We start from the raw sequence: 14,723 nt of genomic DNA, 5'->3' as shown, positions 1-14,723 counted from the left end.
GGACAGGTCTGAGGCACGCGACGCTGCGTACGAGAAGGGTGGGTGGCGTCGGCCCTCCGTGAGCGCGGGCACGCCGGAGGGCCGAGTCGTGCAGAACTCTACCCTAACGTCAAGGCAGGTTTGTGTCGTCCCGCGTGCTGGACGGAGAGACGTCCGAGGGGGTGTCGAGCAGGTCCGCTCGCGGCTCGGGGGCGACGGCGGCCCAGACAGCCACGGCGACCGGCAGGAGCGCGCTGACCAGCAGGACCGGCGTGTAGGTGCCGACCCGGTCGAACACCGCCGCGAACAGCAACGGGCCGCAGGCCGTCCCGCCGACGTTGATCGACGCGACCAGGCCTCGGATCGACCCGATGTGCCGGGTGCCGAAGCAACGCGGCAGCGTCGCGGCCTCGACGGTGCGGATCATGTCGGCCGCGATGCCGAGCAGCGTCCCGAAGACGATGGCTGCCCAGCCGGGTGTGACATGGGTGCCTCACCAGAGGGCGGCCGCCAGCGAGAGCATGGAGGCGACCGTCGTCCACCGCGGGGGGAAGCGGTCGATGAGGTACCCGGTCACCAGGGTGGCCAGGAGCCCGGCGACCGTCTGGGGGATGAAGTTCGCCGCGGCCTCGGCCGCGGTGAGGCCGCGGGCGGTGAGCAGGCTGATCTGGTGGAATGCCACGGCCGTGGTGAGGAGACCGGAGACCGCGACCGCGCTGGCGATCAGCCAGAACGCGGGATGCCGGACGACCTGGGACCGGGTCAGGCCGCCAGGCTGTGGTGGCGGGCTGCCGTCGTGCGGCGGGGCCGCGCCGTCGGGTCGCTGACCGAGCCGTTCGGGTCGGTCCCGCATCGCGATCAGCGCGAGGGGCAGGACGACGGCCCAGACGGCGAGACCTTCGACCAGCCAGGCCGTGCGCCACCCGTGCTCGGCCATCAGGCCCTCCAGCAGCAGCGGGGTCATCGAGATGCCCACGGCGCCGACCGCACCCACGAGCCCCGTGACCAGGCCGCGTCGGCGGTCGAACCACAGCGCCACCACCGTCGTGGCGGTGAGCCCCAGGGCACCCTGCCCGGCCATGCGCACCCCGACGAACCCTGCGGTGAGACCGACGATCGAGCTGACGGCGGACAGCGCCACGAGGACGCCGCCGAACACCAGCCCGACCAGCGCCATGGTGCGTCGCACCCCGAAGCGGTCGAGGGCCCGGCCGATCCACGGCAGGGCCACCGCCCCGGCGAGGGTGCCGAGCAGGTAGGCCGTCGAGACCGCCGAGCGTGACATCCCGAGCTCGGCGATCAGGGGGTCGATGAACAGCGAGATGCCGACCGTCTGCCCGGGGCCGGTCATGGCCAGGGCGATCGCGGCGTAGGCGGCGACGTGCCAGCCGTAGAAGCCGCCCGGGGACAGTGCGCCGGGACGGGAGGTGCGTGATCTCAGGAGAGCTCCGGGCGGTTCAGGCGGCCCCGCCGCCGACGAGCGGGACGAGCGAGACGTCGGGGTGCGCCCGCTCGAAGGCACGGGCGTGCCACACGTCGCGCAGGAGGGCCAGGCGCTCGCCGTCGCGGCGGCGAGCCACCTCGGCGCCCGTGTAGCTCGCCACGGCCGGGGCGTCCTCCGGCTCGATGTGCCGGGCCACCGAGAGGGCCAGCGGCTCGAGGGTCATCGGCGCCGAGAACTCGTGCTCCATCCGGAACGTCGCGACCTCGAACTGCAGGGGCCCGACGGCGGCCAGCACGGGGCTGGCGTCCCCGCGCAGGTCGGAGACCAGCACCTGGACCACGCCCTCCTGCTCGAGCTGGGCCATGCCCTTGCGGAACTGCTTGGACCGCCCGGGGTCCGACGCTCGCGCGACGGCGAAGTGCTCGGGCTCGAACGCCGGCATCGGGGGGAAGCGCACGGCGGGGCCGGACGGCTCGTGGACGGTGTCGCCGACCGCGAGGGCCCCGGCGTTGACGAGCCCGACGACGTCACCCGGGTAGGCGTCCTCGACCGTGGAACGTTCCCGGCCGAAGACGGACAACGCGTACTTCGTCGCGAACGGGCGACCGGTGCGCTCGTGGGTGACCGTCATGCCCCGCTCGAAGCGTCCCGAGCAGACCCGCAGGTAGGCGACGTGGTCGCGGTGCTTGGGGTCCATGCCGGCCTGCATCTTGAACACGAACCCGCTGAACGGTGCGTCCACGGGGCGGTCACCGCCGTCGACGGCCGGCCGGGCGGACGGGGCGGGTGCGAGGTCGACGACGACGTCGAGGAGCCGGCGGACGCCGATGTTGGACAGTGCCGCGCCGAACAGCAGCGGCGTCGTCGCGCCGGTGCGGAACGTGGCCGGGTCGACGGGGTCCAGCAGCCCGACGCCGTCGACCGCCTCGGTGTAGTCGTCGTCGAGCTCGGCGGCCGCCTGGTCGGCGTCGAGGGTCCGTTCCTCGGCGATCGAGGCGCCGCCGGGAGCGCGACGGTAGGTCGTCACCCGGCCGTCCTGGCTGTCGAGGAGGCCCAGGAACCGCCCCGCCTCGCCGACGGGCCAGTTGACCGGTGTCGGGTGCAGGCCGATGCGCTCCTGGAGCTCGTCGCAGAGCTCGAGGACCTCGCGCCCGGGGCGGTCCCACTTGTTGACGAACGTGATGACGGGGACGCCGCGGCGACGGCAGACCTCGAAGAGCTTGAGCGTCTGCGGCTCCAGGCCCTTGGCCGCGTCGAGCAGCATCACGGCGGCGTCGACGGCGGTGAGGACGCGGTAGGTGTCCTCGGAGAAGTCGGCGTGACCGGGGGTGTCCAGCAGGTTGACGACCACGTCGCGGTACACGAACTGCAGCGCGGCGGAGGTGATCGAGATGCCGCGCTTCTGCTCCATCTCGAGCCAGTCGGACACGACGCCGGACCGGTCGCCCTTGCCGTGCACCGCGCCCGCCTGGTCGATCGCGTGCGCGTGCAGCGCGAGCGCCTCGGTGAGCGTGGACTTGCCGGCGTCCGGGTGGGAGATCACGGCGATGCTGCGCCGTCGGGCCGCCTGGGCGGTGACCGACGTGCTGTCGGTGGTGAGGGTCGTCATCGGGCCCGGCTCACCACCCGGCGCTGGGCGCGCAGCTCGCGGCGCAGGTTGCCGGCGAACTCCTCGGCGCTCTCCAGCCGGTCCCGCAGGCTGCGGCAGCGTTCCTCCGCCGCGGCCTCGAACAGGGCCAGGCGCTCCAACGTCTCCTCGCGGCGGTCGGGGCCGAGGTCGCCGCGCTCCAGCTCGTCGAGCGTGGTGAGCAGCTCGCGCATCTCGTCGAGGGAGAAGTCCAGGGGCTTCATGCGCTTGACGAGCATCAGCCGGGCGATGTCCGACTCCGTGTAGAGCCGGAACCCGCCGTGCGACCGCGCGGACGGGATGACGAGGCCGACCTCCTCGTAGTAGCGGATCGTGCGCAGCGAGAGGCCGGTGCGCTCCGCCACCTCACCGATCTGCTTGTGGTCCATGCCCATGACTCTCCGTTCGACCCGTCTACCCTACCGTCGCGGGAGGGTGTCGTCGTACGCGGCCCTCGGCTTCGGCGCTACGGTCGGGAACCATGGCACTGCAGCTGGTCCAGGTGAGCATCAAGGCCCGCGACGAGACGGCGGTCGGCCGATTCTGGGCCGAGGCCCTCGGCTGGTCGCGCGCCTCGTCGCGCTCGGTGCCACGCCGGCCGACATCGGCCAGAGGGATGTGTTGTGGACGGTCCTGGCCGACCCGGAGGGCAACGTCTTCTGCGTGCTGGAGCCCCGTGACCTCTACCGGGCCACCGGGCCACCGGGCCGATCGCCGCCGTCGTCGTCGACTGCGCCGACCCGCGGGCCCTCGCACGGTTCTGGGGCGAGGTTACCGTCTGGGCCCTGCACGACGCCTCCGACGACCACGCCCGGCTGAACGAGCTGGGTGCCACCGACGTGGACGTGGGCCAGGGCGACGTGCCCTGGGTCTGCCTCGCGGACCCGGAGGGCAACGACTTCTGCGTGCTCGGCCGCGGCTGACGCGGCCGAGCACCTACAGTGAAGTCGTGCCGTCCCGCCCGCAGCAGCCTGCCCGCCCCGTGACGGACCCCGTCGTGCTGGAGGACCTGACGCCGGGCGGCGTCGAGGACCTCGTCCCGGGTGCGGATCTCGACGGTGTCGAGATCAGGGACGTCCGGCTCGACCGGGTGGAGCTGCGCGGGGCCCGCGCCGACGTCTCGCGCCTCGACGGGCTGCGTGCCGACGAGGCCGACCTGCGCCACCTCACGCTGACCGAGGTCGTGCTCTCCCGCGCGGACGTCCCCGTCGTGCAGGGCATGCGGACCCGCTGGCGCGACGTCGAGGTGCGCGACGCCCGCATCGGCTCCGGCGAGCTCTACGAGTCCGTGTGGCAGTCGGTGCACCTCGTCGGCTGCAAGCTGGGCTTCGTCAACCTGCGGGGCGCCACGCTGCAGGACGTCGTGCTCACCGACTGCACCGTCGACGAGCTCGACCTGGTCCATGCCCGGGCTACGCGCGTCGCCTTCGAGCGGAGCCGCGTGCGGCGCCTCGACGTGCAGGCCTCCACCCTGCAGGACGTCGACCTGCGCGGCGCCGAGCTGAGCGAGCTGGTCGGCACCGACGCGCTGCGCGGGACCACGATCACCCCGGACCAGCTCGCACAGCTCGCGCCCGTCCTGGCCGCCAACCTGGGCATCGACGTCGTGGACTGAGCAGGGCCGTCGCCTCGATCTCACCCGGTGCGCCGGCGGTCCGGCCCGTGGCTCCGTCTATCGGTGGGGCGTTCGCTCGGCTACCGTCGGACCGTGCAGCTGCTGGTCGTGGAGGACAACGAGCACGTCGCCGGCGCGCTGGTCTCCGTCCTGGGCAAGCACGGGTACGAGGTGATCCGCGCCGCCGACGGCGGGAGCGCGCTCGACGCTCTGAACCCGCGCACCGACCTCGTGCTGCTCGACCTCGCCCTGCCGGACATGGACGGGTTCGAGGTCTGCCGACGGATCCGCAAGGTCTCGGACACCCCGATCATCATGGTGACCGCCCGCACGCAGCTCGAGTCGAGGGTGCGGGGGCTCGAGCTCGGCGCCGACGACTACGTGACCAAGCCGTACGACATCCGCGAGGTCCTCGCCCGCATCGACGCCGTGCTGCGTCGGGGAAGGTCGCGGGAGTGGGACGGCCGGGCCGACGTCGCTCGCATCGACGTCGGGGAGGTGCAGGTCGACCTCGCCGCCCGGGTGGTGCGCCGCACCGGTGGCGCCGTGGTCTCCCTGACCCGCAAGGAGTACGACCTGCTCGCGCTGCTGGTGCGCCACCGCGGCACGGTGCTCGCCCGCGAACGGATCCTGCGCGAGGTCTGGGGGTCGAGCTGGAAGGGTCTGGGCCGCACCCTCGAGGTGCACGTCGCCTCGCTGCGCCGCAAGCTCGGTGAGCCCGCCGTCGTGGAGACCGTGCGGGGCGTCGGGTACCGCGTCGGGCAGGACTGACGTGCGCAGCCGGCTCGCCGCGATCGTCTACGTCCCCCTCGCCCTGGTGATCCTGCTGCTCGGGATGCTCTACGCGGCCAGCGTCACGCGGGCGCACCAGCAGGAGGTCTTCCTCGACCGGCTGCGGGACGTGACCTACCTGGTGCTGCCCGCCCGCCAGGCGATCGTCGCCGACGACCCCTCGCTCGTCGCCGGAGACCTCGCACGGTACCGGGAGGTCTACGGCATCAGCGCCGCCGTCGTGGACCAGTCCGGTGCGACGCTCGTGGCGGAGGACCTGCAGGTGCACGACTACGCGGAGCGCCACGCGGCGCTCGCCGGGCGCCGGGCCGAGATGCGCGAGGCGTTCTGGCCGTGGGACGCCCAGCGGATCGTGGTCGCCGAGCCGCTGTTCGACGGCGGCGACCTGGTCGGCGCGCTCGTGACGGCGTCGGACGCCGGCGGCGTGCAGCGGGCGATCTGGCAGAGCTGGGCCCTGCTGGGCGCGGGCGGCGTCGTCGTCGCGCTCCTGGCGCTCGTCCTCGCCGACCGGACCGCAGGGTGGCTCCTGCGTCCCGTCCGCGCCGTCGACCAGGCGATGGAGAAGATGGGCGGCGGCCGCCTCGACGAGCGCATCCCCCCGTCGACGGGGCCGCCCGAGCTGCAGCAGGTCGTGACCCGGTTCAACGAGATGGCCGAACGGGTGGAGCACCTCATGCGGCGGCAGCAGGAGTTCGTGGCCAACGCCTCCCACGAGCTGCGCAACCCGCTCAACGCCCTGATGCTCCGGGTCGAGTCCCTCGCGCTGACCGTGCCGCCCGAGGATGCCGACGAGGTGGCGCACGTGCGGGCCGAGGCGGAGCGCATGGCCGAGATCCTCGACGCGCTGCTCCTCCTCGCGGACGGCGGCAGCATGGGCGTGGCTCAGCCGGTGGACGTGGCCGACGTCGTCGCCCGCCGCGTGGAGGGGCGCCGGCTGCTCGACCCGGACCGGGAGCTCCGCCTCGCGAGGCCCGGGGGAGAGGTGCTGGGGCTGGTCGACCCGACGGCGCTGGAGAGTGCGCTCGACACGGTGGTCGACAACGCGGTCAAGTTCGCGCCGGCGCACGAGCTGGTGGACGTGGCGGTGGTCCGCGGTACCGGGACGGTGGAGGTCAGCGTGCGCGACCGGGGTCCCGGGGTGCCGAGCGAGCAGCTCGACCGGCTCACCGAGAGGTTCTGGCGCAGCCCGGGACACAGCTCCGTGAAGGGGTCCGGCCTGGGTCTCGCGATCGCCTCGGAGCTGATGACGGCGGCCGGTGGCGGTCTGCGGCTGGAGCTCCCCGACGACGGCGGGCTGCTGGTCCGGCTGCAGGTCCCGGCCTGGACGGAGGACTGATGCGTCGGACGGTCGCGGGCGTGCTGTCGTCGCTGTGCCTGGCCGCGCTCCTCGCGGGGTGCGTGGGCGGGGCCGGCGACCCGTGGGAGAGCGACCCCTGGGAGGGGGAGCGCCCGGAGCGCCTCACGATCGCGACCGGCGGGACGAGCGGGATCTACCACGGGTACGGCCAGGAGCTCGCCGCCGTGCTCGAGGAACGGTACGGGATCGAGACGGAGGTGCTCACGACCGGCGGCTCGGTGGACAACCTGCAACTGCTGGCCGACGGGGCCGCGGACGTGGCGTTCAGCGCGGCGGACGCGGTGACGGACGCCGTCGACGGCGCGGGGGACTTCGACGAGCCGGTCGAGGTGCAGGCGCTCGCTCGCGTCTACGACGATTTCGCGCACCTGGTGGTGCCGGCCGACTCCGACGTCGAGGACCTGGGCGACCTGCGGGGCCTGCGGGTGTCGCTCGGGGCGCCCCGCTCCGGCACCTCCCTGATCGCCGGGCGGGTGCTCCAGGCGGCGGACGTCCCGGCGAGCGACCTGCGGGTCGCCGAGCTCGGCATCACCGAGTCGGTCGCCGCCCTGCGCAGCGGGAGCCTCGACGCGGTGTTCTGGTCCGGCGGCCTGAAGACCCCCGGGATCGTCGAGCTCGCCGAGGAGATGCCGATCCGGCTGATCCCCCTGGCTGGGGTGGTCGACGAGCTGCGCCGGATCCACGGGCGGGGGTACCGCCACGGGGTCGTCCCGGAGGGGATCTACGGCGTCACCGAGAACGTCGAGACGCTGGCCGTGCCCAACATCCTCGTGGCGGGGCCGGGACTCCCCGACGCCGTGGCGCACGGTCTGGTCCAGACGGCCTTCGACGCTCGCGCCGAGATCGCCGCGAGCGTGCCGTCGGCGGCGCTCCTGGAACGGTCCCGCGCCATCTACACCGATCCGGCCGACCTGCAGCCGGGCGCGTTGCGGTACTACCGGGAGACCAAACCCTGAGCCGGGGGCGTCAGCGGGGCACGGCCGCCGAGTGGGGCGGGACGAGCCGCAGCCGGTGACCGACGCCGCCGCGCCAGGGGGTCTCGGGGGTGACCGTCGACGGGTAGCCGCGCGGGTGCTGCTGCTGCCAGCGCCAGTGGTCCCGGCAGATCTCGGCGAGGTCCCGGGTGGCGGTCCAGCCCAGCTCGTCGGCGGCCCGCACGGTCGAGGCGACGGCGGTCGGGACCGTCCCGGGCGCTGCGGGCAGCAGGCGGTACGGGATGCGGTGGCCGGTCACCTCCTCGAAGGTGCCGAGCACCTCGCGCACGCTGGTGGCGCGGCCGGTGCCGAGGTTCCACGTCTGCACGGACGGCACCGGCCGCACGGACGGCACGGCCCGTTCGACCGGCAGCCTCCCCGACCGGTCGAGGGCGTCGAGGGCGGCGACGTGCCCGGCGGCGACGTCGGCGACGTGCACGTAGTCGCGCACCGGCGTCCCGTCAGCGGTGGGCAGGTCGGCGCCGAGGACGTCGATGCGCTCGCGAGTGCCGAGCACCACCTCGCCGATCCGGGTCAGCAGGCTCGACGGCGCCCCGTTACGGTCCTCGCCGAGCCGGCCCGACGGGTGCGCCCCGACGGTGTTGAAGCACCGCACGACGCCGGCGCGGAGCGCGGACCCGGCCGCCACGACGTCCTGCAGGAGGTGCTCGTCCGTGGCCAGGGTGCGGCCGAGCGGCGAGACCGGCGCGAGCGGGTCGTCCTCGGCCAGCACGGCGGTGCTCTCGGCCCCGCGGCTGCCGTAGACGGCGGCGTTCGACGACAGGACGAGGCGGGCGACGCCGTACCAGGTCATGCAGCGCAGCAGCGTGAAGGTGGTCGTCAGGTTGGTCTCGTAGGCGTCGAGCGGCCGGTCCGCGCACTCGGTGGCGGAGCGCAGCCCGGCCACGTGGACGACGGCGTCGACGGCGGCGGTCGCGAAGACGCGTTCCATCGCGTCGATGTCCGCGACGTCGGCCGTGTGCGTGCGTGCCCGACGACCGGTGACGGCTTCGACGCGGGCGAGCGACGCCGGTGTGCCGCGCGAGAAGTCGTCGACCACGTCGACCTCGTGGCCGGCCTCGACCAGTGCCAGGACGACATGGGAACCGAGGTAGCCGGCGCCACCGGTGACCAGGACCCGCATCTGACACACCTCGCATGCGTTGCGTTGCTGTCGCCGGACATGATCCTGGCGCGGGCCCGTACGGCACCAGGTCAGTTGAGGTAGTCAAGAGCATCTCGCGCACGATCATGTGACGTGTGCCACGCTGCTGCCATGCTGAGACTGCTGGCCCGGACCGCCGTCTTCCTGCTCGCCGTCGCCGTCGGGATGCTCCTGACCGACTGGGCGTTCGCCGTGCTCGACTGGCAGACGTTCGAGATCGTCTGGAGCAACCCGCTCGCGTTCGTGGTCGCCGTCGTCGTGTTCGCGGTCGCGCAGGCGGTGCTCACGCCGTTCTTCGCGAAGGTGGCCCGCAACAACGCCCCGGCCATGCTCGGCGCCGTCGGCCTGGTCACCACCTATGTGGCGCTGCTCGTCGCCGTCCTCGTGGCGCCGGACGGTCTGGAGATCTCCGGGTGGTTGGGCTGGGTGGTCGGCCCGGTCATCGTGTGGATCGTGACGTTGCTGGCCAACTTCCTGCTGCCGGCGGTACTGCTGAAGAACGTCGTCGAGAAGCGCCGCCAGGCGTCCGACGGCTGACCGGCAGTCTCAGAGCTGCTGGCGCACGCCCGCGGCCCGAGCGATGCCTTCGACCTGCTCCTCGAGGTCGTCACGCAACGGCTTGACCCCGTCGCCGCGCCGCAGCACCGGGAGCTGGAGCGGGTGGTCGGCCTCCTCGAGCACGAAGCCGAGGGCGACGTAGAGCGCGAGGAGCGCGAGGACCAGTCCGAGGACGCCTGCGGTGACCTCCCAACCGCCGGACCCCGTGAGCTCGGCGACGCCGGTCAGCGCGAAGCGGACCGCGGAGCCGACCATGACGGCGGCGGCGAGGACCTTGCCGTGCGCGGCCGACGCCGGCACCAGGAGGGTGAGGGCAGCCGTCAGCAGGAGCACGCCCACGGCGGGGCTCGACGTCCCGGGCGGCGAGGTGAGGGTCGCGGCGGCGAGCATGGCCCACACCCCGGAGACCATCGCCATCCCCGTCCCGGCGATGGGATCGCGGGCGCCGAAACCGACGACCGCGGCGAGCGACTGCAGCGGGACGGTGAGCACCAGCACGGCCAGCGCCACCGTGCTCTCCTCCTCGGGTCCGAGGAGGCCCAGCTGCAGGCAGCTGAACCCGATCGTGGCCACGGCCAGAGCCATGAAGCCCAGGGGCAGGGGGTTTCCGCTCGGGCGGAGGACGATCCGCGTCATCTGGAGGGCTTCGCTGCGCTGGCGCTGCGCGCCGGGTGGTTCGCTCATCCGCCCACACAACACGATGCGTGCCCTGCGCACCAGGCAGGAGCTCGGAGTGGCCGCGCCGTCAGGGCGCGGCGGTGCTGGCGCGCTCCACGAGCCGGGTCGGCACGAGCGTGCGGCCGCGGGGCGTGGAGTGGTCCGCCATCTGCCGCAGCACACCCGCGACGCACAACCGGCCCACCTCGGCGAAGTCCTGGTGCACGGTCGTCAGGGGTGGCAGGAACGCCACGGCGTCGGGCAGGTCGTCGAAGCCGACCACGCTGACGTCCTGGGGCACCTTGCGGCCCGCCTCGGCGAGCGCCCGCAGCAGCCCGAGCGCCATCTGGTCGTTGGCCGCGAACACGGCGGTCGCACCCGTGCGGGCGATCTGCCGCCCGGCCTCGTAGCCCGACGCCGCGGACCAGTCCCCGCGGTACACCTCCGGGACCTCCCGGCCGGCCTCGCGCAGCGTCCGACGCCAGGCGTCCTCGCGGCGCTGGGCGGAGAAGGACTCGGAGGGCCCGGCGAGGTGCACCACGGTGGGGTGCCCGCGGTCGAGCAGGTGCTCGACCGCGGCACGGGTGCCGGCGGCCTGGTCGGTGTCGACGACGGCGTAGCGGTCCCCGGCGTCCGAGTCCGCGACCACGACGGGCACGTCGGTGGGCAGCGAGATGCTGGCGGCGTCGAGCAGGTGCACCTCCATCAGGAGGATCACCGCGTCGACGGCGAGCTCGCCCATCCTGGTGAACGCGCCGTTGACGCCGTCCTGGGTGGGCGCCGCGACGGGGATGACGGTGATGGCGTAGCCCTCGGCCGCGGCCGACGTCGCGATGGCGTCCAGGGTCCGCACGTTCCCGGTCGTGGACAGCGAGAAGAGGATGACCCCGATGGTGCGGAACCGGCCCGAGCGCAGCGCGCGGGCCGCGCTGTTGGGCCGGTAGCCCAGCTCGCGCATGGCGGCCAGCACCTGCTCGCGCGTGGTGTCGACGACGCCCGGGTGTCCGTTGGAGACTCGCGAGACGGTCTGCGACGAGACGCCGGCGCGCCGCGCGACGTCCGCCATCGAGACGCGCTGGGGTCGCCCCGGGAGGTTCCGGTCGGTCAAGAGTCCTCCGATCAGGTCACGGTTCGGTCTCGGGCGGCGTCGGGGTTGACGTACGCGATCGACCGATGCACGATCACCCTAGTCCATGTTTACGTGAACATCGGGAACCCTCTCGTGCGATGTTGACGTGAACATCACCGTGAGCCCAAGGAAGCAGATGACGACGACGTCCCCACCGGTCGCGGCGACGCCCCCGCCCGTCGCCCACCGCCGCAGCCGACGGCGATGGACGGGCTGGATGTTCGTCGGCCCCTTCATGCTCGTGTTCGGGCTCGTGTTCCTCGCCCCGATCGCGTACTCGCTGTACCTGTCGGTGTTCCGCACCCAGATGGTCGGCGGCACCACGTTCGTCGGGCTGGAGAACTACGCCCGCGCCATGCAGGACCCCCAGTTCTGGGAGGGCCTGGGCCGGGTGAGCCTGTTCCTCGTCGTGCAGGTGCCGATCATGCTCGGCATCGCGCTGCTCGTGGCACTGGCCATCGACTCCGGCCGGCTCTACGGCAAGAGCTTCTTCCGGATCTCGATCTTCATGCCCTACGCGGTGCCCGCCGTCGTCGCCTCGCTCATGTGGGGCTTCATGTACGGCACCCGGTTCGGCCTGGTCGGCAACCTCAACGACCTGCTCGGCGTCTCGCTGCCCGACCCGCTGTCGCCCGACCTCGTGCTGGCCTCGATCGGCAACATCGTGACCTGGGAGTTCGTCGGCTACAACATGCTGATCTTCTACGCGGCGCTGCGCGTCGTCCCGCACTCGCTCTACGAGGCCGCGGAGATCGACGGCGCGACGCAGTGGCAGGTCGTCCGCGCGATCAAGATCCCCGCCATTCGCGGTGCGCTGGTCATCGCCACGATCTTCTCGATCATCGGCAGCTTCCAGCTCTTCAACGAGCCGAGCATCCTGCAGTCGCTCGCACCCAACGCGATCACGACGTCGTTCACCCCGAACCTCTACGCCTACTCGCTGTCCTTCTCCGGGCAGCAGTACAACTACTCCGCGACCGTCGCCATCATCATGGGCCTGATCACGATGGTGATCGCCTACGTGGTGCAGCTGCGCGGCATGCGCAAGGAGGCGTGACCGCCGTGACCACCGCCACCACCGCGACCGCCTCCTCCGCCCGGAGGGCGCGCCTGAGGACCCGCACCGTCAACAAGCACAGCGTGGACCGGCCTCGCCGCAGCCCGCTGCTCACCGTGCTGACCGCCGTCGTCCTGCTCTACTCGCTGGTCCCCCTGGCCTGGCTGCTCGTCAACTCCACCAAGACCCAGGGCGACCTGTTCTCCTCGTTCGGCCTGTGGTTCGGCGACTCGTTCGCGCTCTGGGACAACGTCGTGGCCACGCTCACCTACGACGACGGCGTGTTCGTGCGCTGGCTCGCCAACACGCTGCTCTACGTCGTGGTGGGTGCCGGCGGGGCCACGTTCCTGGCCATCCTCGGCGGCTACGCCCTCGCGAAGTTCGACTTCCCGGGCAAGCGCGGCGTGTTCGCCGTCGTCATCGGTGCCGTGGCCGTCCCCGGCACGGCCCTCGCCGTGCCGACGTTCCTCATGTTCAGCCAGATGGGCCTGACGAACACGCCGTGGGCGGTCATCATCCCGTCGCTGATCTCGCCGTTCGGGCTCTACCTCATGTGGACGTTCGCCATCGGGGCGATCCCGACCGAGCTGCTCGAGGCGGCGCGCATCGACGGCGCCGGGGAGTTCCGCACGTTCTTCCGGGTCAGCCTGCCGCTGCTCGCCCCGGGCATCGTCACCGTCCTGCTGTTCACCATGGTGGCCACCTGGAACAACTACTTCCTGCCGCTGATCATGCTGCGCGACAGCGACTGGTACCCGCTGACCCTCGGCCTGAACGCCTGGAACGCGCAGGCCGCGACCGCCGGCGGCGAGGCGATCTTCCACCTCGTCATCACCGGCTCGCTCCTGACCATCCTGCCGCTCGTGGCGGCGTTCCTCGTGCTGCAGCGCTACTGGCAGTCCGGGCTCGCCGCCGGGAGCGTCAAGGAATGACCTGACCGACGTCCGGCCGGCGGCACCACCGATGGCACCGCCGACCGCCCGACCGAACCGTTCCGACAACGAAGTGAGGACCTGAGATGACTGCACGAACGAATGCCCGCGCGGGCCGTGCGCTCCGCGCCACCGCCGTCGCCGGCGTCGTGGCCCTGGGCCTGACCGCCTGCGGGGGCGGCGAGACCGACTCCGGCGAGGCCGCCCAGGACGCGGACCCGGCGCTGGAGGAGGGCGGGGAGATCACCGTCTGGGCGTGGGACCCCACGCTGGAGTCGGTGGCCGCCGACTTCGAGGCGGAGCACCCGGGCGTCACCGTCAACCTGGAGAACGTCGGGACCGGCAACGACCAGTACACCGCGCTGCAGAACGCTATCGCCGCCGGTGACGGCGTCCCCGACGTCGCACAGATCGAGTTCTACGCGCTGCCCCAGTTCGCCCTCTCCGAGGCCCTCGCGGACCTCACCGCCTACGGGGCGGACGAGCTCGACGGCACCTTCACACCCGGACCGTGGGGTGCGGTGCAGCAGCAGGGCGGCGTCTACGCCCTGCCCACCGACTCCGGACCGATGGCGCTGTTCTACAACGAGCGGGTCTTCGACGAGCACGGCATCGACGTCCCCACCACGTGGGACGAGTACGTCGAGGCCGCCCGTGCCCTGCAGGAGGCGGACCCGGACGCCTACCTCACCAACGACGTCGGCGACGCCGGCTTCACCACCTCGATGATCTGGCAGGCCGGCGGGCGGCCCTACCAGGTCGACGGGACCGACGTCACGGTCGACTTCACCGACGAGGGCTCCCAGCAGTTCGCCTCCACCTGGCAGACCATGCTCGACGAGGAGCTCGTGGCCCCGGTCGGCTCGTGGAGCGACGAGTGGTACCAGGGCCTGGCCGACGGCTCGATCGCCTCGTTGGTGATCGGCGCCTGGATGCGCGGCAACCTCGAGTCCTCGGTGCCGGACGCCTCCGGCGACTGGGCCGTGGCCCCGATGCCGCAGTGGGAGAGCGGTGAGCAGGTCACCGCGGAGAACGGTGGCAGCTCGCTGGCCATCCCTGCCGCGAGCGAGAACGCCGACCTCGCCTGGTCCTTCCTCGAGTACGCGACCGTCGGGGAAGGCATCGCCACCCGGGTCGACGAGGGTGCCTTCCCGGCGACCGTCGCCGAGCTCGAGGACCCCGTGTTCCGCGAGCAGGAGTTCGAGTACTTCGGCGGCCAGGCCGTCAACGACGTGCTGGCCGAGTCGTCGTCGCAGGTCGCCGAGGGCTGGCAGTACCTGCCGTTCCAGGTCTACGCCAACTCGATCTTCAACGACACGGTCGGCCAGGCGTACGTCTCCGGCACGACGCTGACCGACGGTCTGGCCACGTGGCAGGAGCAGACCGTCACCTACGGCAACGACCAGGGCTTCACCGTCAACCCGTGACGCCCGTCCT

At 72.5% G+C, this 14,723-nt stretch carries 16 protein-coding genes and 1 pseudogene; 10 read left to right on the top strand and 7 right to left on the bottom strand.

Annotated features, from left to right (window positions below; genetic code table 11):
• Positions 1-109: 109 nt before the first annotated feature.
• The 4 genes from UQW22_RS04370 to UQW22_RS04355 form a co-directional block, all read right to left on the bottom strand.
• Complete coding sequence (locus UQW22_RS04370; protein ID WP_407319660.1) at positions 110-406, bottom strand: hypothetical protein; 297 nt, start codon at positions 404-406, stop codon at positions 110-112.
• A gap of 66 nt (positions 407-472) precedes the next feature.
• Positions 473-1,330, bottom strand: coding sequence for an MFS transporter (locus tag UQW22_RS04365; protein ID WP_407319659.1), 858 nt, complete (start codon positions 1,328-1,330; stop codon positions 473-475).
• A gap of 106 nt (positions 1,331-1,436) precedes the next feature.
• Positions 1,437-3,032, bottom strand: a complete 1,596-nt coding sequence (locus UQW22_RS04360; RefSeq protein WP_407319658.1) for a peptide chain release factor 3 — start codon at positions 3,030-3,032, stop codon at positions 1,437-1,439.
• Positions 3,029-3,445 (bottom strand): MerR family transcriptional regulator, encoded by a 417-nt coding sequence (locus UQW22_RS04355; protein ID WP_407319657.1) that lies wholly within the window; start codon positions 3,443-3,445, stop codon positions 3,029-3,031. The genes UQW22_RS04360 and UQW22_RS04355 overlap by 4 nt, the downstream gene beginning before the upstream one ends.
• Between UQW22_RS04355 and UQW22_RS04350 the strand changes: the two are divergent.
• The 6 genes and pseudogenes from UQW22_RS04350 to UQW22_RS04325 all read left to right on the top strand — a co-directional run.
• Positions 3,438-3,668: pseudogene (locus UQW22_RS04350) on the top strand (hypothetical protein); the annotation flags it as partial. The gene UQW22_RS04355 and the pseudogene UQW22_RS04350 overlap by 8 nt on opposite strands.
• A gap of 92 nt (positions 3,669-3,760) precedes the next feature.
• Positions 3,761-3,973, top strand: coding sequence for a VOC family protein (locus tag UQW22_RS04345; RefSeq protein ID WP_407320719.1), 213 nt, complete (start codon positions 3,761-3,763; stop codon positions 3,971-3,973).
• Positions 3,974-3,999: 26 nt separating this feature from the next.
• Positions 4,000-4,665 carry a pentapeptide repeat-containing protein gene (locus tag UQW22_RS04340; protein ID WP_407319656.1) on the top strand — a complete coding sequence of 222 codons (666 nt, stop codon included), beginning with the start codon at positions 4,000-4,002 and terminating at the stop codon, positions 4,663-4,665.
• A gap of 93 nt (positions 4,666-4,758) precedes the next feature.
• Positions 4,759-5,436: a response regulator transcription factor gene (locus UQW22_RS04335; protein ID WP_407319655.1), complete on the top strand. Its 678-nt coding sequence runs from the start codon at positions 4,759-4,761 to the stop codon at positions 5,434-5,436.
• Position 5,437: 1 nt separating this feature from the next.
• The gene (locus tag UQW22_RS04330) at positions 5,438-6,793 is read left to right on the top strand and encodes an ATP-binding protein (RefSeq protein ID WP_407319654.1); all 1,356 of its coding nucleotides are present in this window, start codon (positions 5,438-5,440) and stop codon (positions 6,791-6,793) included.
• Positions 6,793-7,770 (top strand): TAXI family TRAP transporter solute-binding subunit, encoded by a 978-nt coding sequence (locus UQW22_RS04325; RefSeq protein WP_407319653.1) that lies wholly within the window; start codon positions 6,793-6,795, stop codon positions 7,768-7,770. The genes UQW22_RS04330 and UQW22_RS04325 overlap by 1 nt, the downstream gene beginning before the upstream one ends.
• Positions 7,771-7,780: 10 nt before the next feature.
• Here the strand turns inward: UQW22_RS04325 and galE are convergent, their stop codons facing one another.
• Positions 7,781-8,932, bottom strand: coding sequence for a UDP-glucose 4-epimerase GalE (galE, locus tag UQW22_RS04320; protein ID WP_407319652.1), 1,152 nt, complete (start codon positions 8,930-8,932; stop codon positions 7,781-7,783).
• Positions 8,933-9,064: 132 nt separating this feature from the next.
• On the opposite strand from galE, the gene UQW22_RS04315 reads away from it, so the two are divergent.
• Complete coding sequence (locus UQW22_RS04315) at positions 9,065-9,490, top strand: hypothetical protein (protein WP_407319651.1); 426 nt, start codon at positions 9,065-9,067, stop codon at positions 9,488-9,490.
• Between the two features lie 9 nt (positions 9,491-9,499).
• Here the strand turns inward: UQW22_RS04315 and UQW22_RS04310 are convergent, their stop codons facing one another.
• The gene (locus UQW22_RS04310; RefSeq protein WP_407319650.1) at positions 9,500-10,195 is read right to left on the bottom strand and encodes a GPR1/FUN34/YaaH family transporter; all 696 of its coding nucleotides are present in this window, start codon (positions 10,193-10,195) and stop codon (positions 9,500-9,502) included.
• Positions 10,196-10,256: 61 nt separating this feature from the next.
• Entirely contained in the window at positions 10,257-11,276 is a 1,020-nt protein-coding gene (locus UQW22_RS04305) for a LacI family DNA-binding transcriptional regulator (RefSeq protein ID WP_407319649.1), read from the bottom strand.
• 157 nt (positions 11,277-11,433) lie between these two features.
• Between UQW22_RS04305 and UQW22_RS04300 the strand changes: the two genes are divergently transcribed.
• From UQW22_RS04300 to UQW22_RS04290, 3 genes are all read left to right on the top strand, one after another.
• A complete protein-coding gene (locus UQW22_RS04300; protein ID WP_407319648.1) occupies positions 11,434-12,354 on the top strand; it encodes a carbohydrate ABC transporter permease in 921 nt (306 codons plus the stop codon).
• Between the two features lie 53 nt (positions 12,355-12,407).
• The gene (locus UQW22_RS04295; protein WP_407320717.1) at positions 12,408-13,286 is read left to right on the top strand and encodes a carbohydrate ABC transporter permease; all 879 of its coding nucleotides are present in this window, start codon (positions 12,408-12,410) and stop codon (positions 13,284-13,286) included.
• Positions 13,287-13,372: 86 nt separating this feature from the next.
• On the top strand, positions 13,373-14,713 hold the full coding sequence (locus UQW22_RS04290; RefSeq protein ID WP_407319647.1) for an ABC transporter substrate-binding protein: 1,341 nt from the start codon (positions 13,373-13,375) through the stop codon (positions 14,711-14,713).
• Positions 14,714-14,723: the final 10 nt, after the last annotated feature.

The sequence above is a fragment of the Isoptericola halotolerans genome (genome assembly GCF_045689585.1).
Taxonomy (GTDB): domain Bacteria; phylum Actinomycetota; class Actinomycetes; order Actinomycetales; family Cellulomonadaceae; genus Isoptericola; species Isoptericola halotolerans_B.
Note: the sequence above shows the minus strand (reverse complement) of the source record. Positions and strands in the feature narration are given on the sequence as shown.